The following is a 19,985-nucleotide window of genomic DNA, read 5'->3' on the forward strand; positions in this document are numbered from 1 at the left end:
CCAAAGAAAAGAGATAAAGGTAGCGGGCCGGCGTAGTGCTAACACCACGCTGGCCCGCTACCGAGATATCAGCGTCTGTCGTTGGCCTCGTTGACCCGCAAGGTGCGGCCGTCGAGGTCCTGGCCGTCCATGGCCTCCATCGCAGACTGGGCTTCGCCATCGTCGTCGAACTCAACGAAGCCGAAACCGCGTGAGCGGCCGGTGTCGCGGTCGGTTATTACGCGCGCGCTGAGTACCGAACGTCCGTCGGCTCCGAAGGCGGCCTCCAGGCTGGCGTCGTCGGTGTTATATGAAAGGTTTCCTACGTAAAGCTTCTTTGCCATTAGAATGAATGATCTCCGAACAGTGATTGTGACGATCGGCCCCGCTCGGACCGTCGCGGTCTGAAGGTATGAATTGCGGGGTACCTGTTTGAATTGCCAGCCTCAAGGGTTGCATCGTACACCACTCACGTCAAACCGCGGGGACCCGAGCCGTGGTCAAGCTTCCTGCCCCGGCAACAGATCCTGCGGCCCCGGAGACTGCACGAGCTCTACCCGGCCACCGTCAGGGTCAAGTACAAAAACTGCGCCTGCAGCAAATTCCTCAAAGAAAACAAGGGTTTCCTCGAGTACGGTCACACCTCGTCGGCGACAATCGTCCAGCGTAGCGTGCAGGTCGTCGACCCTGAGCGACAAGTGGGTCAAGCCGGGACGGTTCATGGGACGGCCGACAGGATCTGCCGATTTTTCGGTCTCCTCGAACTTGAGCAGTTCTATCGTAACGCCGTCGCGCCGAAGGTAGACCGCCTCCAGGCTGCACGCAGGCAGGCCCAGGAGCTGTGAAGGCGGGTCGCCCGAGGTCTCAAAAACCGACACCTGCTCAAATCCGAGCAGGTCTCCATAAAACGCCAGCGCCGCCGACAGATCGCTCACGCATATACCCAGGTGCGAAAATCTCATGGCGCCAGCATAGGCCTTCAGTTCAGCATTGGCCACAGGCCGGGCGACGTCACTGCTCCGGGAGCACGACCAGCGACGGTACGCAGAGCAGCTTCTCCTTGGCCAGCTTCTTGAAAAGGAACTCGCCGAACTGGTTGGCGGCCAGCACACCCGTTGCCCCGTGTTTTGGCTCGGGCTTGATCTTGTAGCACATCTGGTGCTCGTCGGGCGTGCTCATCCCCTCGGAATTCTTGTCGGTGGCCACGCAGAGCAGCGCCGGTTTTTTTATCGCGACCGCCCTTGTACCGAACTGGTCTACGACCGAAGCACTGACGTCCTTGTCCAGCTTGGCCGCGCCCTTGCTGCTCTTGACCTTGACGCAACGGTAGTGGTCGGTGGCCACGTCCAGGGGACCGGGAAACGATGGCACGACCGCCGAATCCAGGCTCTTGCCCGCGGGCAGCATCAGCAACTTGGTCTTGACGGTATCGTAGAGGTAGCTGCCGAACTGGTTGCTCACTGTCACGCCTTCCCGTCGCAGGTGCAGCCCCTTGAGCTTGAACGCCTGCAGGTGGGTGTCAGCGTCGAGCACACCCTCGCCGTTCTTGTTAGCCGGCGTACAGAGGCCCGCTGACTTCTTCACTTCAAACGGAGCCGGCCCATCAAGCTTATCCGTCAGGGTTACCGTGCCCGACCACTTCGCCGCCCCCTTGTAGCAAAGGTAATGCTCCAGCGCGAAGTCTGGAAGCGTAGTGGTCGTGGTGGTCGAAGTCGTCGTGGTCGTAGTCGTCTGGCCGGCCAGGACTACCGACAGCGCGTGATCGCAGTCCACCCGCGGAAACGAAAGCCCGTTGGTCGCGTCGGTAACCGACACCGGCGAAGCCTCCAGCGCGGCTTCCACTTCCGCGGGCGTCGCGGCCGGGGCAGCCTGCATCAGGTTAGCTGCGCACGCGGCCGAGGCGGGCGAAGCCTGCGAGGTCCCCGCATAAGTCGACGAACCACCGCCCATGCCAGCCGATCTCGTCCAAGCGCCGGCCGCGAACAGGTCGGTAGTGGAATTACTGTTACTGAAGCAGGCAACCTGGTCGGCCGCGGTCGAGGATTCAGTGCAGGCGGAGAAAAAGGCCGGCCCCTCGTTGGAGTCCCATACCGCGCCTACCGCCACCGAGTTGGCAATGCAGGCCGGCGCTGACATCTGGGTACCGGATCCGTTGTTACCCGCAGAAACGAAAGTAAGTACGCCGTTGTTTCGAAGCGTGTCTATCGCTGTCGCGAACGCTATAGTCCACGAGTAAGTAGAATCGCAAGTCCCGCTGAACATTGTGTTGGTGCCAAGGCTCATGTTCACGATATCAACGTCCGGACGGTTGTTGATTATGTAGTCCAGGCCCGCCACCACGTCAGACGAACAACAGAAAGCGTTGTTGCTGTCCAGTACTTTTACCGCGACGATGTCGGCGTCCGGGGCACCCCCGGCGGGTGTCATGGCACCCTTGGAAGTAATTATGCCCGTCACGTTGGTCCCGTGTCCGTGGTCATCCTCGGCAGACCCGGCACCCGATTGCGTAGCGCCTCCCCCCGGACAGCATCCCAATCCTCCGCTGCACCTGCAGGTCTCGTCTACCAGGTCATCCGAAAGATCGACGTGATCGGTGTCATATCCGCTGTCAAGTACAGCAACGGTGACACCCGCACCGGTCCAGCCGGAAGACTTGACCGTGTCAATATCCATCAATGGCAGCGCCTGCAACAAGTTGCCGCTGCCTCCCTCGTCCAGGTCAATTCGAAGCACGTTCGGGTCATCGAGCAGGAGTCCAACACCCGAAGCGGAAATGTTGCCGGCAACGGCATTGACCGACTGGAATTGGCGCAGTACCTCGAAATCAGCAGCCGACAGGCGCGAAAGTATGCGTCCCCTGGCCGATGCGACCTCCCGATTACGGACGGCGGCCGTCATACGGGATATCTCGGCGCTGCCGGCCAGCGAAAAAGCGACCATCACCCGCACCGAGGGTGAGCGCCGGAGATCGTTTACCACCCCCCGGCCTACCCTGTCGTCAGCTGCCGCGCGAGCCAAGGCCCCAGCCACGCCGTCCGCGTTGACTGCTGACACCGACGCAAGCGGCGCGAGAAGGAACAAACCCACGACAAACAGCCCCTTAAAACAACTCGTTATTTTGACCATATCAGCCTCCCCCGGAACAGCCCGAGACACTCTCAGGCAGCCCCACCAGTGTCAATGGAAAAATCCAGCGACTGCCGTTGGTCTGGTCACAGCCCACACACAACGCTATCCAAGAGCAGCAACGGCAACGGCCACCGGCAAGCCGACCACGAGGAGGCCCCACACCATTGAGCGACTCGGAAGCGACCAACGAAGAATCGGTAAAAGAAATCGAGTTTGACACCAGCGACGTAGACCGCTGGGTGGGGGTCGACCTGGGCTGCGGGTTGCTCAAGGACCCGTTGGGCGTCAACGATTTCAGGCGTTGGGAGCAGGCCATGCAGAATCCCAACCCGCTCTACCTCGACGAAGAATACGCGGCCGCCAGCCGCTTCGGCCGCATCATTGCTCCCCAGTCTTTCGCCGTGTGCACCGACGACAGCCACGGCGCTGCACCGGCAATACAGGGAGCGATCGCCGGCACGCACATGCTCTTTGGCGGTGACGAGTGGTGGTTCGAAGGGCCACGCATAGGCGTCGGCGACCGTGTAAGGCAGAAGCGTAAGCTGCACGACTACCGCGTGACCGAAACAAAGTTTGCCGGGCCCACGATGTTTTCGCGCGGCGACACCGAGTACCTTGCCGAAGACGGCACGTTGATCTGCAAGCAACGGTCAACCTCGATACGTTACCGGGCCGACGTGGCCCGCGAGCGCGGCGAGTTCATGGGCGACAAGGAACGGAGTTGGAGCGACGCAGAACTCGACGATCTGCAGGACAAGAAACTCGAGTACTACCAGAGCTTCCTCGACCTCGGCCACGACCGGCGCCTGGGAGTAAAAAAGGGCGACCGCCTGCCCTCGCGACCACTGGGCCCGCACAGCGTGGCCAGCTTCACCACCGAGTGGCGATCCTACCTGATGACGGTCTGGGGAGCGTTCGGTTACGACAGCGGCCCCACCGGCCTGTGGGACGCCGGCTGGCTGCCTGAAATGACCCGTGACCGCGAAACAGCCAAGACCGACCCAGCGCTTGCCGACGGACTCTACCACGGGCCTTCCCGCGGCCACGTGCAGGACCGCTACGCGCAGCTCATAGGCATGCCGCGCAGCTATGGTTACGGCGCTTCGATGGGCGCGTGGATACTCGACTACCTGGCCAACTGGGCCGGCGAGTGGAGCGACATCGTGCACAGTCGCATGCAGTTCCGCTCGCCGGCTCTGGTGGGCGACATCACTTACCTGAACGGCGAAGTTCTGGAGGTCGAAGAAGAAGAGTCCAGCGGTCAACCGCTCGCAACGGTACAGGTGACCATGACCACCCAGGACGGAAGCATCATGGCCAACGGCACAGCCGAGCTCCGCCTGCCCACCGAAAAACTTCCGGCCGCCTAGCGGAACGACTGCCTTGGCCAACGTCGCTGATCTCCAACTCGCCCTGCAAGCGGACGCCGGACGCTACACGCTGCCGTGTTTCCTCGAAGACGTCTGCTCGTTACACGGAGACCGCGTGGCCCTGGTGGGCGAAAACGGCGCGCTCAGTTTCGACGAACTGCGGGCGGGCAGCCGCGTCCTGGCCCGCGGCCTGGTGGCCGCGGGGGTCGGCAAGGGCACGCGCGTGGCGCTGCTCATGGGCAACAGCCCGGCCTGGGTTGAAGCCATGTTCGCGGTGGCCATGACGGGTGGCGTGCTGGTACCCGTGAACACCTTTGCCACCCCCGACGAGCGCGAGTACATCCTTGCCCACTCCGACGCCGCGGTGTTGCTCTTGCAGCGATCGCTCGCGGGCAACCACTACCTCGATGAGATGCTGGCCCGTTACGACCAGCTGCGCGAGGGCCAGAACGGCTCGCTGCACATCCCCGACCTGCCCCTGCTCAGGTCGGTGTACTGCCAAGCTACAGCGCCGATGGACGAACTGCTCACGGGCGGAAAAGTCGTAGCCGACGCGTTGCTCGACCAGCTGGCGGCCGAGGTCACCCCGGCCGACGAAGCAATGATCATCTACACCTCCGGCACCACGGCCCGGCCCAAGGGGGTGCTGCACGAACATCGCGCGCCGGTCGTGCAGTCGTGGCGCTTCGCCGAGTACATGGCCCTTGACGACAGCGACAGGGTGCTCACCGCGCAGCCGTTTTTCTGGACAGCCGGTATTACCATGTCGCTGGGCGCATCGCTCGCGGCCGGCGCGCGACTGTACACGACCGAGGTCTTTGACCCGGCCGCCGCCCTGGCGACCATCGAACGTGAAAAGATCACGACGCTGCACGCCTGGCCGCACCAGGAAAAATCCATGGCCGAGCACGACGCCGCAGCCGGCCACGACCTGTCAAGCTTGCGCTACATAGAGTTCAGCTCGCCACTCGCCCCCCTGGCCGGACTCAACGAAGACCGCTGGGGAACCTACGGGGCTTACGGACTGAGCGAAACCTTTACCGTAGCGACCTCGCTGCCCGCATCGGCCCCGGCCGAGCTACGCAGCGCCACCAGTGGTGCCGTGCTGCCGGGCAACCAGCTGAAGATAGTGGACCCCGACAGTGGTGCCGCACTGGCGGATGGTGAACGCGGCGAAATAATCCTGCGCGCGGCCACCATGATGCGAGGCTATTACAAGGTAGAACGCGAGTTGGTGTTTGACCGCGACGGCTGGTTTCACACCGGCGACGGGGGCTGGATCGACGACGACGGACTGTTGCGCTGGACGGGCCGCTTGACGGGACTGGTCAAGACCGGGGGCGCCAACGTGTCGCCGGCCGAGGTAGAAGAAGTCGCGGCAGGTTTCGCCGGGCTCAAGACCAGCGCCGCGCTGGGCCTGCCCCACCCCTCCCTGGGTGAAGCCCTGGTGCTGGTCGCGGTACCGGTTGACGGCTCCGAGCTGGACGGCGAGCAGTTGCGCGCCTGGCTGCGCGAGCGACTATCGGCCTACAAGGTGCCGCGCGCCGTGGTGGTACTGGCCCCCCACGAAGCCGAGTACACGGGCAGCAGCAAGCTCAAGGTGGAGCCGCTCAAGGAACTCGCGCTGTCGCGGCTGTCGGCCGACGGCGGCACCGACATCGCCGGCCACCGTTACGCTCGCCGCTAAGAGCGCGGGGCGGGAAACGCGTCGACGGCGAGCATACCACCGTCAACCACCAGCGTTGAACCGGTCACAAACGCCGCCGCCTCGGACGCCAGGAACACCACCACGCCCTTGATGTCCGCTTCGCCGCCCATGCGGCCCAGCGGAATCGTGTCGGCGAACTGCTGCTTGAGTTCGGGAGAGTCGTCGAGGTAGCGCATCATGTCGGTCGCAAACGGTCCCGGCGCTATCGAGTTTATGCGCACGCCCTTGTCGGCCAGCTTGACAGCGAGGTCGCGGGTGAGCGACTCGACCGCGCCCTTGCTGGCGTTGTAGGCCACCACCGGTTGTATGACCTCGCGCGAACCGCGCATGGCCGAAATCGAGCTGATGTTGATGATAGAGCCGCCGCCCGCACCGACCATGTGGCGGGCTGCCGCCTGCGACACCAGCCACAGCGCTTTTACGTTCAGCGCGAAGACACGGTCCCAGCCCTGCTCGGGGTAGTCCAGCGTGGGAGCCGACCACACCATGCCCGCGCTGTTGACCAGCACGTCGAGGCGCCCGGCACGGACTATCACCTCGTCGACCAGGGCCGCCGGCGCGCCCTCTTCCACCAGGTTGCACTCCAGAGCCTCCACGCGGCGGCCGGTTCGGCCGGCCAGCTCCTCGGCAACGGCACTACAGTTGTCGAGCTTGCGCGAGGCCACGAACACGTCGGCCCCGGCCTCTGCCAGCCCGGCGGCCGCCCACGCACCTATGCCGCGGCCACCGCCGGTGACCAGCGCCGTCTTACCCTTCAGATCAAATAGCGGACTTGTTTCCATCTTCAGGCTCCCGCGCCCCACCGGCCGGGGTGGCCACTGGCGCGACGCGTGTTAGTATCACGCCCGACGTGGCTGGAAAATACAAAACCCCCGGCGGTCCCCTGCAGGGGGTTCGCGTGCTGGACTTCTCGGCCATGGTGTCGGGGCCCATGGCCACCAGCCTGTTGGCCGACCAGGGCGCAGACGTGATCAAGGTCGAGCAGCCCGGCTCGGGAGACCTCATTCGTTATATCGGCTGCTCGCGAGCCGGCATGTCGGCCATCTTCAACACCATCAACCGCAACAAGCGTTCGATCGCGCTCGATCTTTCCACCGAGCGCGGACTGGAGCTCGCGCTGGAGTTGGTAAAGACCGCCGACGTCGTCGTAGAAAACTTTCGTCCCGGCGTGGCCGAACGCATGGGCCTGGGCTACAAGGCGCTGCTGGCCGTCAAGCCGGAGCTGGTCTACGCGTCGATACGCGGCTTTGGTAGCAGCGGGCCGCGCGCCGACCAGCGCGTGTACGATCTCGTGATCCAGGCCCTGTCGGGCATGGCGGCGAGCCAGGGCCGCGACGGCCGCCCCGAGTTCGTGCACAACATCGTCTGCGACAAGACCTCGGCCATCTACGCGGCCCAGGCCATCTCCGCCGCCTTGTTCGCGCGCGAACGCGGCGCCGGTGGACAGCAACTCGAACTCTGCATGCTCGACGCCAGCGTCGCCTTCCTGTGGCCCGACGTCATGCAGGACCGCAGCTGGTTGGGAGACGGAGTGTCGGCACCCGCGCCGCTGGCCGACCTGCTCGACGCCCAGCCCACGGCCGACGGTTGGGTTGCCGTGCTGGCCATCTCCGACGAAGAGTTCGCCGGGCTCGCCCGCGCCCTGGGCAAACCCCAACTGGTCGACGACCCACGCTTCTCCGAGCTGCAGTCGCGCATGGAGCACGGCGCCGAAATGTCGGCGGCCATCAAGGAGGTATCCAGTACCCTGGCCAGCGCCGACTTCCTGGCCCGCCTGGAGGCCGAGGGTGTGCCCTGCGCGCCGGTCAACACCAGCGAGCAGCTCATCGACGACCCTCAAATCCTTGCCAATGGCCTGCTGCAGGAAATCGAGCACCCCCACTGCGGGCCCATGCGCGTGCCTGGGCCGGTGGCCCGCTTTGAAGGCACCCCCGCCGAGCTGCACTCGCCCTCGCCCTTGCTGGGAGAGCACAGCGACCAGCTGCTGGCCGAACTCGGACTCAACGAAAAGGAAATCGCCGTGCTGCGCGAGCAGGGAAACGTGGCGTGACAAGCCCCCGGGAAAACCCCGCGGCCGAGGAAACGCAGCTGCTGGCAGGCCTGCGCGTTACAGAGCTCACGGATGAACGTGGATTCCTGGCCGGCAAGATAATGGCCGACCTCGGCGCCGAGGTCACCAAGATAGAGCCGCCCGCTGGCGACCCTGAGCGCGCGTACGGCCCCTGGCTGGGCGGCGTCGAGAAGCCCGAAGCCTCGCTTCCCTGGCTGGCCATGAATACCGGCAAGCGTTCGCTCGCCCTCGACCTGCGTCACCCGGCGGGCATGCAGGTGCTCAACGCCTTGCTCGAGAAAACCGACGTACTGCTGCTCTCCCTGGGCGTCGCGTGGGCGGAGGGCATGGGGCTCGACTGGCCACGCCTGCACGCCGACTTTCCCCGGCTGGTATACTGCTCGATAACACCGTTCGGACTCGAAGGACCACGCGCCGGTGACGACGGCCACGACCTCGTGGTAGTGGCCGCAGGTGGCAACGCCTGGATGACCGGTGACGCCGAGGGACCGCCCCTGCGCTGCAGCATGCCCTCGTCCTACTACCACGCCGCGCCCGAGGCCGTGGTTGGCACGCTACAGGCATTGCACGCACGCGAGCTCGACGGCCTCGGACGACTCGTGGACCTCTCGATGCAGGAATGCCAGCTAGCCACCCTCATTACCGCGGCCGGTCAACAGGCGCTCGGGCGTGGCCGCGGACAACGCAGTGGAGCGCGCACCGGGGCCAGTCGCGAGATATGGCGCGCCGCGGACGGCTGGATATCATTCGGCCTGCGCGGCGGACCTGCCCGCGCCGCCAACCTGCGCGCGGTCTGCAACTGGATGGAAGAGCTCGGCAAACTCGCGCCCACCCTGCGCGATCAGGATTGGGACAGCTGGGACCCGGGCGCCGTGGACGACGAGAAGCTGCGAAGCGTGGAAGCCGCCTTCGAAAAGTTTTTCTCGACCATGACCATGACCGAGTTGTACCAGCAGGCGCTCCAGCGCCGCGTGCTACTGGCCCCCTGCAACGGGGCCCGCGAGATACTCGCCCAGCCCCAGCTTCGCAGCCGAGAGATGTTCGTGACCATCGACTACCCCCGGCTCGGGGCATCGGTAGAGCACCCCGCCCTGTTTGCCATGCTCGGTGGTAGCCGTGCGGGGTTGCGACGCGCGCCCCTGCCGGGCGAACACAACCCGGCCATTCTCGACGAACTCAATCTGTCCGACGAACAGCGCCAGCTACTCATCGACGAGGGCGTAGCGTGAACAACAACACGACGGCGGGCCATGTGTTCAAGGACCTGCTCTTTCTCGAGTTCGGTTCGGGCGCCGCCGGCCCCATGGCCAGCCGCTACTTCGTGCAACAGGGTGCCACCGTGGTCAAGATCGAATCTCGCGCGCGACCCGACTTCCTGCGCTACCTTAACCGCGGCGGCGAGCAAGCCTTGGACAACTCGCCGATGTTCGTGCTGCTCAACGCCGACAAGAAGAGCCTCGCCCTCAACATGGCCGAGCAGGCGGGTCGCGAGCTGGCCTGGCGACTCATCGAGCGCGCCGACGTGGTCATCAACAACTTTGCCCCTGGCGTGATGGAAAAATGGGGCATGGACGCGACCGCCATACGCGCGCGCAACCCGGCGGTCGTCGTGGCCAGCAGCAGCCTCTTCGGCGCCACCGGTCCCGAGCGCAACTACCCCGGTTTTGGCGGCCAGGGCTCGGCCATCGCCGGCTTCAACCAGCTCACCGGCCAGCCGGGGATGGAGCCGCACGGCCCCTGGGCCACGATAACCGACTCGCTGTCACCGCGTTACCTGGCCGTGGCGTTGTCGGCCGCACTGCTGCGACGCCGGCGCACGGGCGAAGGCTGCAGTATTGACCTCTCGCAGATAGAAGCGGCGGTATACAGCCTCTCCGAGTTGATAGTGCGCCAGGGTGCGAACGACGAAAACATCGAGCGTCGAGCCAATAGCGACCAGCGCATGGCGCCGCACGGCGTCTACCGCTGCAAGGGCGACGACCGCTGGATTGCCGTGGCCGTGCTCGACGACGTGCGCTGGAAAATGCTGCGCGAGTTACTGGGCCGCCCCGCCTGGATGATGGAAGAAGGCCTCGACAAGCTCGAGCTGCGCCTCGAACAGGCCGACGTACTCGATCGTTGCCTGCAGGAGTACACGGCAACGCGTGACGCCGACGAGCTCTCGCGCGAGCTCCAGGAAGCCGGCATCGAGGCGGCAGTGGTCATGGACCTGGCCCGGCTCGACGACGACCCGCAGCTGGCCGCCCGCGGTTACTTTACGCGAGTTGAGCACGAGAGCCTGGGAGAGCTCGCGCTCGAACGCGTGGGCTTCACCGTGAGCGACATGCCCGCGAAGATTGAACAGCCGGGCCCCGATCTCGGACAGCACAGCAGCGAAGTGCTGCGCGAGTTGCTGGGTCTTGACCAGGACGAAATCGACCAGCTGGGCGAACAGGGCGTACTCGCGTAAGCGTCCCTGCTGACCGGCCGTTGCCCACCGTGAACAGGATTAATAACAGGGCGACACTGGCGGCGGTGCTGCTGGGCTGCTTCATGTGCCAGGCTGGCTTGGGCTGCGGATACATTTTCGGGGCCCTGCTCAAGCACATCGTGGCCGAGTTCGAATGGTCGCGCGCGGCTTTCTCCCTGTCGGCGGCGCCGCTGCTGCTCGCCATGGGCGGCGGCCAGGTCCTGGTTGGCCAGATGGTCGAACGCGCCGGTGCCCGGGCGGTCTTGTCGTCGGCCGTCCTGCTACTGGGTGGGTCGTTGATGCTGTTCAGCACGGTGCAGAACCTGTGGCAGTTCTACCTCTACACGGCGATGTTCGGGCTGGCGCTGGCCGGCTGCGGCGATGTTGCCGTTGGTGCCGTCACCTCGCGCTGGGTGAGCAGCAATCGCGGACTGGCGCTGGCCTTCGTATACGTTGGCTCCAACGCCGGCGGCGCCCTTGTCCCCATCCTGGCCGACCAGCTGGCGGCCGCGTACTCCTGGCGAGAGGCGGTGTGGTGGATAGGCATCGGCGCCACCGCGATCATCCTCCCCTTTGCGCTTTTCGCCGTCCGCGACCGGCCACTTGATTCGCCCGACACCGACACCGATCTGGCCGGCGGCGACGCAAGCGCGGGCAGCACAACGAGAGCCGACGCTACAGGCGGAGTCGACCTTCCCGAAGCGCTTCGAACCCCCGCGTTCTGGATACTCGCCTGGGCGCTGTTCAGTTTTTATTTTTACTACCTGGCCGTCAACCAGCACCTGGTCGCCTACCTGGGAGACATCGGCTACGACGACGCCCGCGCCGCCGCCGGCCTTGGACTGGCCGTGGCGCTGGGCGTGGGGAGCAAGCTCGCCGTTGGCCTGCTCGCCGACCGCCTGCCAGCGCGCAGCGTGCTGCTGGCCAACTTCGCGCTCATAACGCTGGCCTCACTGTTGCTGCTCGGCGCGGCGCACCCCGCAATGCTGCTCGCCTTCCTTCTTACCCACGGCGTGGCCACGGCCGCCGAGAACGTGGTGATGCCGATGGCACTTATCGACTGCTTCGGCCAGCAGCACCTCGCGCGTATATACGGCGCGCTGATGTTCACGCTTTTTCCGGCCGGCGTACTCGGTTCGTGGCTGGCGGGCTCGATTTTTGACCTCTCCGGGAGCTACACCCTTGCCTTTGCCCTGTTCGCAACCTTGAATGGGTTCGCGCTGGCCGCCCTCACCCGCCTCAGACCAGCCACCGTGCTGTAAAAGAGCGTGGCAAAACGATGAACCTACACGACAATCCAGAACAGGCTTCCTTCCGCGCCGAACTCAGGCAGTGGCTGGCCGACAACCTGCCCGCTGGCTGGGGCAAGACCGTGCGCGAACCCGACGATCCAGAGGCACTTGTGGCCTTTCTCAAGCAGTGGCAGCTCAAGCTCTACGAGGGCGGCTGGGCCGGGCTCGACTGGCCCAGCGAATACGGGGGCCGCGGCGCGAGCGTGGCGGAGAGCATGATCTTCGGTGAAGAATACGCGCTGGCCGACGCTCCCAACATGATCAACATGTCGGTGGGTGCGGCGCTGGTTGGCCCGACGCTGATCGCCTGTGGTAGCGACGAGCAGAAGCGCCGCTTTCTCGAACCCGTGCTCAAGGGCGAAGAGATATGGTGCCAGGGATTCTCGGAGCCCGGCGCCGGCAGCGACCTCGCGTCGCTGAGGACACGCGCCGATCTCGAGGGCGACCACTTCGTCGTCAACGGCCAGAAAACCTGGACCAGTTTTGCCCACCACTCGCAGTGGTGCATCCTCGTGGTGCGCACTGATCCCGAATCCGAACGGCACCGCGGGCTGAGTTTCCTGCTGGTCGATATGAACAGCCCGGGCATCACGGTGCGACCGCTCAAGGAAATGACCGGCCACGAGTGGTTCAACGAAGTTTTTTTCGACCAGGTGAGCGTGCCCAGGGAAAACCTGGTCGGCGAGCTTCACCAGGGATGGAACGTGGTCATGACTACCCTTGCCCACGAACGCGGCAGCTCTTCGCAACACGCTCGCCTGGCCCTGCAGCTGGACAGGCTGGCACAGGCGGCCCGCGAACCGCGAGCAGACGGCAGCCGCGCGGCCGACGATCCGCTGGTGAGACAGCAACTGGCCGATTTCGCCGGGCGCATGATGATACTGCGCATGTCGGCCTGGCGACACGCGAGCACGCTTGACGCCGGCGGCGTGCCGGGCGCCGAAGGCTCCACGCTCAAGATCCTCTGGAGCGAGCTCGACCAGGAGGTCAAGTCAGCCGCCATCGACCTGCTGGGGCCGCGGGCGATGATTCCCGCAGGCGACCCCGACGCGGTGGACGAGGGCTACTGGGCCTACGAACTGCTGTGGTCGCGCGCCGCGACCATTTATGCCGGCACGTCCGAAGTCCAGCGCAACATCATCGCAAACCGAGTACTGGGGCTGCCAAGACGATGACCACCGCCAAATCGACCTCCGACGATAGGCGCTTCCCCTTTCCCGCTGTAGCGAACGGCTGGTTTCGCCTGGCCTACTCCGACGAACTCGCTGCCGGGCAGGTACTGCCGTTGTCGCTGCTCGACCGTGAACTGGTGCTCTACCGCGACGAGGAGGGCGGCGCGCACGCGGTGGACGCTTACTGCCCGCACCTGGGTGCCCACCTTGGCCACGGCGGCAAGGTTGATGGTTCGGGCATACGCTGCCCTTTTCACAACTGGCTGTGGGAAGCCGACGGCAGCTGCGGTGATATTCCTTACAGCGATCACATTCCGCCACGGGCCCGCATACACTGCTGGGCACTGTCCGAGAGCAACGGCATCATCATGGCCTGGCACCACGACGCCGGACTCCCGCCCACCTTTGAAATCCCGACCCTACCCGAGTTGGAGTCAGCAGACTGGTCTCCGCTGGTGGTACGCAGGTGGACCATCAAGAGCCGCTGGCTCGACATGAACGAAAACGCAGTCGACCAGGCGCACTTTGAGTATGTACACGGCACCGCTACGCAACCGGCCACCACTGCCGAGGTCGAGGGCCACCTTCTCAAGTGCCGCTCGCGCATGAAGATGTCGACTCCCCGCGGCAAGATTGACGGCGGCATCGACACCGACGACCACGGCCCCGGCTTCCAGGTCGTACGCGTGCACGGAGAACTCGAAACCCTGATGATCAACACCGCCACTCCCATAGACGATGAACTCACCGACGTGAGCTTTGCGTACAGCATCAAGGCCGATGGCGACGACAAGCTCATCGAGGGAATCGGTGCCTCCATCATCCGCGATCTTGAAAAACAGATGGCCCAGGACATCGTCATCTGGGAACACAAGCGCTACCACCGCCGGCCGTTGCTCTGCGAAGCCGACGGCCCGCTGTCGGTTTACAGGCAGTGGATGTCCCAGTTTTTCAGCGAGGGAGCCGTTAGGTCATGAAGCGGGTAATAGACGCCTGGGTCAACGTAAACATGTCGGAGCTGGGGACGCCCGACTACCTGCTCGAGGTCGCCGAAAAATACTTCAAGCAGGGCGACGATTTCTTCCGCGACTACAGCATAGAAGAGATGACGGCCACCATGGACGAGCTGGGTGTGGAGCGAGCCATCCTGACCACCGACGTCAGCAAGCCCTCGGCCCACGTCCTGTCCTTCATCGAAAAACAGCCCGACCGCTTTGCCTTGGGCGTGCACCTGGACCCCCGCCGGCTGATGAAGACGGTGAACGAGCTGGCGGCCATGGCCGCGTCGCAGCCGCTGGTGCTGGCCCGTATCACGCCGTTCTACTTTGGCCTGCCGCCCACCGACCCGGTTTACTACCCGGTGTACAGTAAGTGCATCGAACTCGGCCTGCCGCTGACCATCAACACCGGCATACCCGGCCCACCCGCACCCGCGGCCTGCCAGGACCCACTGCACCTTGACCGGGTGTGCCTGGATTTTCCTGATCTCAAGCTGGTGATGGCGCACGGCGCCGACCCCTGGTGGGGTGTTGCCTGCCGGCTGATGCTGAAGTACCCGAACCTCTACATGATGACCTCGGCTTACCTGCCGAAGTACCTGCCCACCGAGCTATTGGTTTTCATGGAAAAGCGCGCGCCGGGCAAGGTCATGTTTGCCAGCGACCACCCGGCGATCCCGATCGGCCGCTGCGTGGAAGAAGCCCGCCGCCTGCAGTTGGACGACAGTACTCTTGCTGCCTACCTGCACGGCAACGCCGCACGCCTGTTCTTCGGCGAAGACGGCTGAACCCGTCTACTGCTTGGCCTTCGCCTTGAACGTCGAGGCGGTGTTCTTCTTTACGTCGGCAGTAGTAAACACGGTTCTCCAGCACTGGCCGTCGCTGTTGATCAACCCCACCCCGAGCTGGGTGTCAGCCGCGAACATGGCCTCGGCAGAAAATGAAGCCGCCAGCGGCACGTTTGCGCCCTTGGCCAGCATTATGATCTTCGACTTGCCGGCGGCACCCGAGCCCATCTTTATCTTCGACAACCCATCGGCCACTCCCAGTTTGTCCTTGTACTTCCAGCCCTTGTTGCCTGCCTTGGCAAAGGGTACCCCGGGCCCCACGTCGAGCTGCGTGGAGTAAACAGCGGTGCCACCCTGGTAGTCATAAACGCAGAGGGAATACGTCGTTTCCTCGTCGAGGTCCCCGAAGTCAGCCACGGTGAGGGCCTCGCCCTTTATCCAGGCCCACTTGAGCTTGTCCTTGCTGTCGTCGTCCTTGTCGCTCACGGCGAACTGGACCTTGGCGGCATCGAGGCAGCTGTATTCCGCCACCGCTACGTTGTTGCAACCGGTGACCGCGTCGCAGAGGTCCACCGTGCAGGAGTCACCGTCACCACAGACCAACGGAGCCACGTCTATAATGCAGCCGCCCGCCCCGTCACATATCTCAACGCCGTTACACACGTCACCGTCCGAACAACCCGCGCTGTTGGGCGTGTAAGCGCAGTCGCCGGCCGGCAGCGTGCAACTGTCGTCGGTGCATGGGTTGGCGTCATCGCAGTCGGAATCCTGGGCGCAAGCTTCCACGCGCTTGACCATGGTGAAGCTGTCGCTCACCGCACCGCCCTGCTGGATGTTGCTCACGGTCACCGAGCTACCGTTAAAATCCAGCACCACCGATCCGCCAACGTCCTCGGCAAAATACATCACCGGGTGCAGGGAGGCCAGGCCCAGGCGATAGCCGCCCGAGTGACCGGCTACGATGTGCACCGCCCCCTCGTTGGAGTTCAGGCCCGGCGACTTGGAGTAGGCGCCGTCACCGGCCGGACTGCCGTCGCCCGCGTCGAGCACGTGGCCGGCAGCCGAGATGGTGGCGAAGTCGGGCGTGGCGAGATCAGGCGCCGCGCCACAGGAAGGACAGTAGACGCCGTTAACGAGAAAGGATCTTTCGTAGGCGTGCGAGTGCCCCGTGAGCACGAGGTCAACGCCACCGGCTTCGAGGAGGCTCAACGCGTTCTCGCGCATATTCTGGTGGCGGCCCTGGCCGTCGCTGAACAGGTCCGAGTCGTGGGTACCCTTGGTGTAGGGCGGGTGATGCCAGAAGGCGATCAGCCAGGGCTGCGTGGTCGCCGCAAGATCCTCGAACAGCCACTGCATCATCGCCGAGCCGGCCGTGGCAGACGAGAAATGTGAGTCCAGCGAGATGAAGTGAGCATTGCCGTAGTCGAACGAGTAGTAGAGCTCGGTGCCAGACGCCACGCCCCCCGACTGGCCAGCGGTAGGCGGCGAGAAAGCTTCGAAATAAGGGCCGGTTTCGGTCACCGGGTCTGATCCGGTGACCCCGGTTTCATCGTGGTTGCCGGGCGTGGGCCAGCCCACGTGGTTGCGCAGGATATCGGCGTAGACCCCGAAGTAGTTGTCGGTAAAGGCAGTCAGTGTACCCCAGGGGTAAGCGATGTCTCCGGCGTGAATGACGATGTCCGGGTTACCGCCCATGAAGGCCAGCGCCTGGTTGCGTATGATCAACTGGTTGATGCCCGCACCCGAAACACCGAGGCTGCCCGAATCACCGATCAGCCAGGCCGTGAACGGGGCCGCGCTGCCCGCGGCCGGGGCGGTGTCGAACCAGTGGTCGGCATCGTCGCCCGCGTGTACGGTGCTGCTGCTGCCCACGCTATAGTAGTAGCGCGTGCCGGGTACGAGGTCGGTGAGCGAGACGTCGTGGGTTTTGACCGACGGCAGGCGCGTGGATTCACTGGTGAGCAGGCCCGGGGCTGAACCGTACTGTACCCGGCTGTCCTCCGGCGTGCTGGTGCGCCAGGAGATAGTGGCCGAGGTGCCCGACAGTGCCTGCAGGTAAGGGTCTCGGTCGAGCTGCGCCTGCGCCGGCTGAGCCGCCGCAAGCAGGCCGAGTGCTGCGACCCCCACTGCCAGCAGTACGGGCAACACGGCCCCCTCGGCCCGTCCGATGTTGCTGCCCAGAAAATCTGTCGGGTTCTTCGTGTTCATAATGGTCATCCCTCTTCTTCACCGCCGGTATTTCCACCCACGGTGGCCAGTCTCGATTTCATTTCCAGCGCGCGTTGCAACGCGGGCGCGAGTTTCAGCGCCGCCTCGACGTCGGCCCTCGCGGCCACGGCGTTACCCATTGCCTCGTGGACGCGCGCGCGATCCAGCCTGCTTATGGCAGTGTCACGGATAGCTACCCGTCGGCCTGCCTCGGTCAACGCGCGGTCGAGCTCGGCAGACGCGTCGTCCGTCCGTTTGCCTAGTTGAAGTGCGCGCGAGCGCAGGATGCTCCACGCGGCACCCTTGCGATCCGGCGCCCGCGGATCGTCTATGATCCTTAGTGCCGCTACGCCCTGGCCACGCTCAAGCTCCGAGCGGACCAGCGCCATCTCGAGTAGCACTGCCCTGCCCAGGCGACCTATGCCCTCGCGGTAACAGGCCACGGCGGCGTCGTAGTCGCCCAGCTCCTCGAGCAATTTACCACGGGCGACGAAAACCACGATGTCGGGGACCAGCTGCAACGACGACGCGTAGTCGCGCAGCGCGTCCAGCTTGCGCCCCGCCGCGACCAGCAGCCGAGCGCGGGCGTTAAGAGTGGCCACCGTGGGTTCGCCCTTAGCGAGGAACCTATCAAGACGACTAAGCGCCTTTTTGTTCTCGCCGAGTATTTCATACACGAGCCCACGCTCACCCCGGGCTGAGCGTGCTTTTAATCCCAGCTCACGCGCGAGTTCGAGGTCGGCCAGTGCCTGTCGGGCTTCGCCCCGGGCGCGGTGAAAACGCGCACGCTTGAGCAGCTGTCTTGCGCGGTAGCGAGCGGCGAGGTTCTGGTCAGCCACGCGCTCGCCCAGGCGCACGATAGACTCTGGTTTGTCGCTGTGCGCACGAGCCAGCTGGGCACCTGCCCAGGGCTGCGCGATTGCGAAGAAGCCGATCGAGGCGACGGCAAGAAACCTGTAGAGCAAAACCTGCATGGGGGCAGCCCACCAGTGTTAACCCAGCTACCAGCCGCTTGTCCAGAGCAGCGCCCCCCCGGTCGGGGGGCCAAGTCGGTTTTTATGACCCGGGACGTCCGCCGGGCCCCGGTTTTGTCGCTCAGGCTGGCTTTTCCAACACGTGAATCGCGCAGGCGCTGCCCAGCCCTATGACGTGGGTCAGGCCCAGGCGGGCACCTTCTACCTGCCGCGCGCCGGCCTCGCCGCGCAGGTGGGTAGAAACCTCGTAGATGTTGGCTATGCCAGTGGCCCCCAGGGGGTGTCCCTTGGAAAGCAGACCTCCGGAAACGTTGACCGGTATGCGTCCGCCCAGCGCCGTTTCGCCCTCGTCTATCAAGCGGCCGGCGTCACCGTCCTTGCACAGTCCGAGGTTTTCGTAGTGAAGAATCTCGGCGGTAGCGAAACAGTCGTGCAACTCAACGAGGTCGAGGTCGTCCGGCCCGACGCCCGCCATCTCGTAGGCCACCGCGGCCGCGTTGCGGGTGCAGGTGTTGATATCCGGCATCACGAGATCGCGGTCACTGTACGGGTCGCTGGTAAGGGCCGACGCCCTCACCTTGACGGCGCGCCCCGAGCCCAGCTCGCGCGCCTTTTTTTCCGACACCAGTACCGCCGCGGCCGCGCCGTCGACGTTGACCGAGCACATGAGCTTGGTGTTGGGGTACGAGATCATCTCGGCGCCCATCACGTCTTCGAGCGGGGTCTCCTTCTGGTACATGGCCTTGGAGTTCATCGTGGAATGATGGTGATTCTTGACCGACACCTGGGCGAACTGCTCAAAGGTGGTGCCGTAACTACGCGTGTGCTCCACGCCGGCCTCGGCAAAGACGCAGGGCATGATGCCCGACCCCAGCAAACCCTCTTTCGAGATTCCCTTGGAACCGCCCGCGCCGCCCAGCAGGCCACGGCCCATCTGCTCGACACCGACCGCCAGCACGACATCGTACAAGCCGGCCTTCACCCCCATCCAGGCCTCGCGAAAGGCAGTGGCACCGGTTGCGCAGGCGTTGGCCACGTTGACCACCGGTATGCCGGTCTGCCCGATCTCCTGCAGAACGCGCTGGCCTACCATGCCGCCTGCCTGCCCGAGATTGCCGCACCACGCGGCCTGCATGTCGCCCATGTTCAGGCCCGCGTCGTCGAGCGCCAGCAGCGCCGCCTCGGCACCCAGTGATGTCAGGCTACGATCGGGAAATCGCCCGAAGCGGATCATGTCTACGCCCTGTATATATACGTCACCCATCTTGTTCCTCGTCTGTCCTGTTCTACCCGGCTCGCGCCGGCCGGCTTGTCAACGGCTGTTCCTTCAGGCTGCCGGCCTGAAAAAATACGAAACGTAACTGTTACCGTCGCCGTCCTTGCGACCGGCGTCGTCAAAAAACACATCTACGGGCATGCCCAGCTCCACCGAGCCAGGCTCGGGCTCAACACCAACGAGGTTGCCCTTCACTGTACCGCCACCCTCGAGGTCGACTATGGCCGAAACAAAAGGGACCTCCACGCCGGGAAACGACCGGTGCACGATAGAAAACACGTGCAGGGTGCCGCGATCCGAAAGTTTTACAGCTTCGAACTTTTCGCGCGAAAAGCACTTTCCGCAGGCCATGCGCTGGCCCAGGTACACCGCCCCGCAGGACGAGCACTTCTGTCCTTCCAGGTAGGGGTCGGCGCCCTCTGGCAACTTGATGTAAGGCACCGCCGGCAGCGGGCCACTCGATTCTACTTTTTCACTCATCTGCTCTCCGGACTCCTGTTCAGGCCTGCGCCACCATGCCGCGACACGTTTTGATGACTAGCAGTGCGCGGTGGTTGATGGAACCCCGCCG

Annotated in this window: 17 protein-coding genes; 9 read left to right on the forward strand and 8 right to left on the reverse strand. The window is 64.6% G+C overall.

The window, feature by feature from the left end; genetic code table 11:
• Nucleotides 1–68 precede the first annotated feature (68 nt).
• The 3 genes from EYQ35_02570 to EYQ35_02580 all read right to left on the reverse strand — a co-directional run bounded on the left by EYQ35_02570 (nucleotide 69) and on the right by EYQ35_02580 (nucleotide 3,105).
• Nucleotides 69–323, reverse strand: coding sequence for an RNA-binding protein (locus EYQ35_02570; protein ID HIF63027.1), 255 nt, complete (start codon nucleotides 321–323; stop codon nucleotides 69–71).
• Between the two features lie 156 nt (nucleotides 324–479).
• A complete protein-coding gene (locus EYQ35_02575) occupies nucleotides 480–941 on the reverse strand; it encodes a VOC family protein (GenBank protein HIF63028.1) in 462 nt (153 codons plus the stop codon).
• A gap of 49 nt (nucleotides 942–990) precedes the next feature.
• On the reverse strand, nucleotides 991–3,105 hold the full coding sequence (locus EYQ35_02580) for a hypothetical protein (protein ID HIF63029.1): 2,115 nt from the start codon (nucleotides 3,103–3,105) through the stop codon (nucleotides 991–993).
• A gap of 167 nt (nucleotides 3,106–3,272) precedes the next feature.
• Here EYQ35_02580 and EYQ35_02585 point away from each other — a divergent pair, with 167 nt between their 5' ends.
• The gene (locus EYQ35_02585) at nucleotides 3,273–4,478 is read left to right on the forward strand and encodes a hypothetical protein (GenBank protein HIF63030.1); all 1,206 of its coding nucleotides are present in this window, start codon (nucleotides 3,273–3,275) and stop codon (nucleotides 4,476–4,478) included.
• A gap of 13 nt (nucleotides 4,479–4,491) precedes the next feature.
• A complete protein-coding gene (locus EYQ35_02590; GenBank protein ID HIF63031.1) occupies nucleotides 4,492–6,165 on the forward strand; it encodes a hypothetical protein in 1,674 nt (557 codons plus the stop codon).
• Here EYQ35_02590 and EYQ35_02595 read toward each other — a convergent pair.
• A complete protein-coding gene (locus EYQ35_02595) occupies nucleotides 6,162–6,968 on the reverse strand; it encodes a glucose 1-dehydrogenase (GenBank protein ID HIF63032.1) in 807 nt (268 codons plus the stop codon). The genes EYQ35_02590 and EYQ35_02595 overlap by 4 nt on opposite strands.
• Nucleotides 6,969–7,036: 68 nt before the next feature.
• Between EYQ35_02595 and EYQ35_02600 the strand changes: the two genes are divergently transcribed.
• From EYQ35_02600 to EYQ35_02630, 7 genes are read left to right on the forward strand one after another with little or no spacing between them, the layout of a single operon-like run.
• A complete protein-coding gene (locus tag EYQ35_02600) occupies nucleotides 7,037–8,236 on the forward strand; it encodes a CoA transferase (protein ID HIF63033.1) in 1,200 nt (399 codons plus the stop codon).
• Nucleotides 8,233–9,486, forward strand: a complete 1,254-nt coding sequence (locus EYQ35_02605) for a hypothetical protein (GenBank protein ID HIF63034.1) — start codon at nucleotides 8,233–8,235, stop codon at nucleotides 9,484–9,486. The genes EYQ35_02600 and EYQ35_02605 overlap by 4 nt, the downstream gene beginning before the upstream one ends.
• Nucleotides 9,483–10,706: a CoA transferase gene (locus tag EYQ35_02610; GenBank protein ID HIF63035.1), complete on the forward strand. Its 1,224-nt coding sequence runs from the start codon at nucleotides 9,483–9,485 to the stop codon at nucleotides 10,704–10,706. The genes EYQ35_02605 and EYQ35_02610 overlap by 4 nt, the downstream gene beginning before the upstream one ends.
• 29 nt (nucleotides 10,707–10,735) lie before the next feature.
• On the forward strand, nucleotides 10,736–11,968 hold the full coding sequence (locus EYQ35_02615) for an MFS transporter (GenBank protein ID HIF63036.1): 1,233 nt from the start codon (nucleotides 10,736–10,738) through the stop codon (nucleotides 11,966–11,968).
• Between the two features lie 17 nt (nucleotides 11,969–11,985).
• Nucleotides 11,986–13,173: an acyl-CoA dehydrogenase gene (locus tag EYQ35_02620; GenBank protein HIF63037.1), complete on the forward strand. Its 1,188-nt coding sequence runs from the start codon at nucleotides 11,986–11,988 to the stop codon at nucleotides 13,171–13,173.
• The gene (locus EYQ35_02625) at nucleotides 13,170–14,147 is read left to right on the forward strand and encodes a hypothetical protein (GenBank protein HIF63038.1); all 978 of its coding nucleotides are present in this window, start codon (nucleotides 13,170–13,172) and stop codon (nucleotides 14,145–14,147) included. Before EYQ35_02620 ends, EYQ35_02625 begins: the two co-directional genes overlap by 4 nt.
• Nucleotides 14,144–14,956 carry an amidohydrolase gene (locus EYQ35_02630; GenBank protein HIF63039.1) on the forward strand — a complete coding sequence of 271 codons (813 nt, stop codon included), beginning with the start codon at nucleotides 14,144–14,146 and terminating at the stop codon, nucleotides 14,954–14,956. Before EYQ35_02625 ends, EYQ35_02630 begins: the two co-directional genes overlap by 4 nt.
• A 6-nt stretch (nucleotides 14,957–14,962) precedes the next feature.
• Here EYQ35_02630 and EYQ35_02635 read toward each other — a convergent pair whose 3' ends face one another.
• The 4 genes from EYQ35_02635 to EYQ35_02650 form a co-directional block, all read right to left on the reverse strand.
• The gene (locus EYQ35_02635; GenBank protein HIF63040.1) at nucleotides 14,963–17,173 is read right to left on the reverse strand and encodes a metallophosphoesterase family protein; all 2,211 of its coding nucleotides are present in this window, start codon (nucleotides 17,171–17,173) and stop codon (nucleotides 14,963–14,965) included.
• A complete protein-coding gene (locus EYQ35_02640; GenBank protein ID HIF63041.1) occupies nucleotides 17,170–18,138 on the reverse strand; it encodes a hypothetical protein in 969 nt (322 codons plus the stop codon). The genes EYQ35_02635 and EYQ35_02640 overlap by 4 nt, the downstream gene beginning before the upstream one ends.
• A gap of 121 nt (nucleotides 18,139–18,259) precedes the next feature.
• Nucleotides 18,260–19,402 carry a thiolase family protein gene (locus EYQ35_02645; GenBank protein ID HIF63042.1) on the reverse strand — a complete coding sequence of 381 codons (1,143 nt, stop codon included), beginning with the start codon at nucleotides 19,400–19,402 and terminating at the stop codon, nucleotides 18,260–18,262.
• A gap of 63 nt (nucleotides 19,403–19,465) precedes the next feature.
• Nucleotides 19,466–19,894 (reverse strand): Zn-ribbon domain-containing OB-fold protein, encoded by a 429-nt coding sequence (locus EYQ35_02650; GenBank protein HIF63043.1) that lies wholly within the window; start codon nucleotides 19,892–19,894, stop codon nucleotides 19,466–19,468.
• Nucleotides 19,895–19,985: the final 91 nt, after the last annotated feature.

The organism is Candidatus Binatota bacterium, assembly GCA_012960245.1.
Taxonomy (GTDB): domain Bacteria; phylum Desulfobacterota; class Binatia; order UBA1149; family UBA1149; genus UBA1149.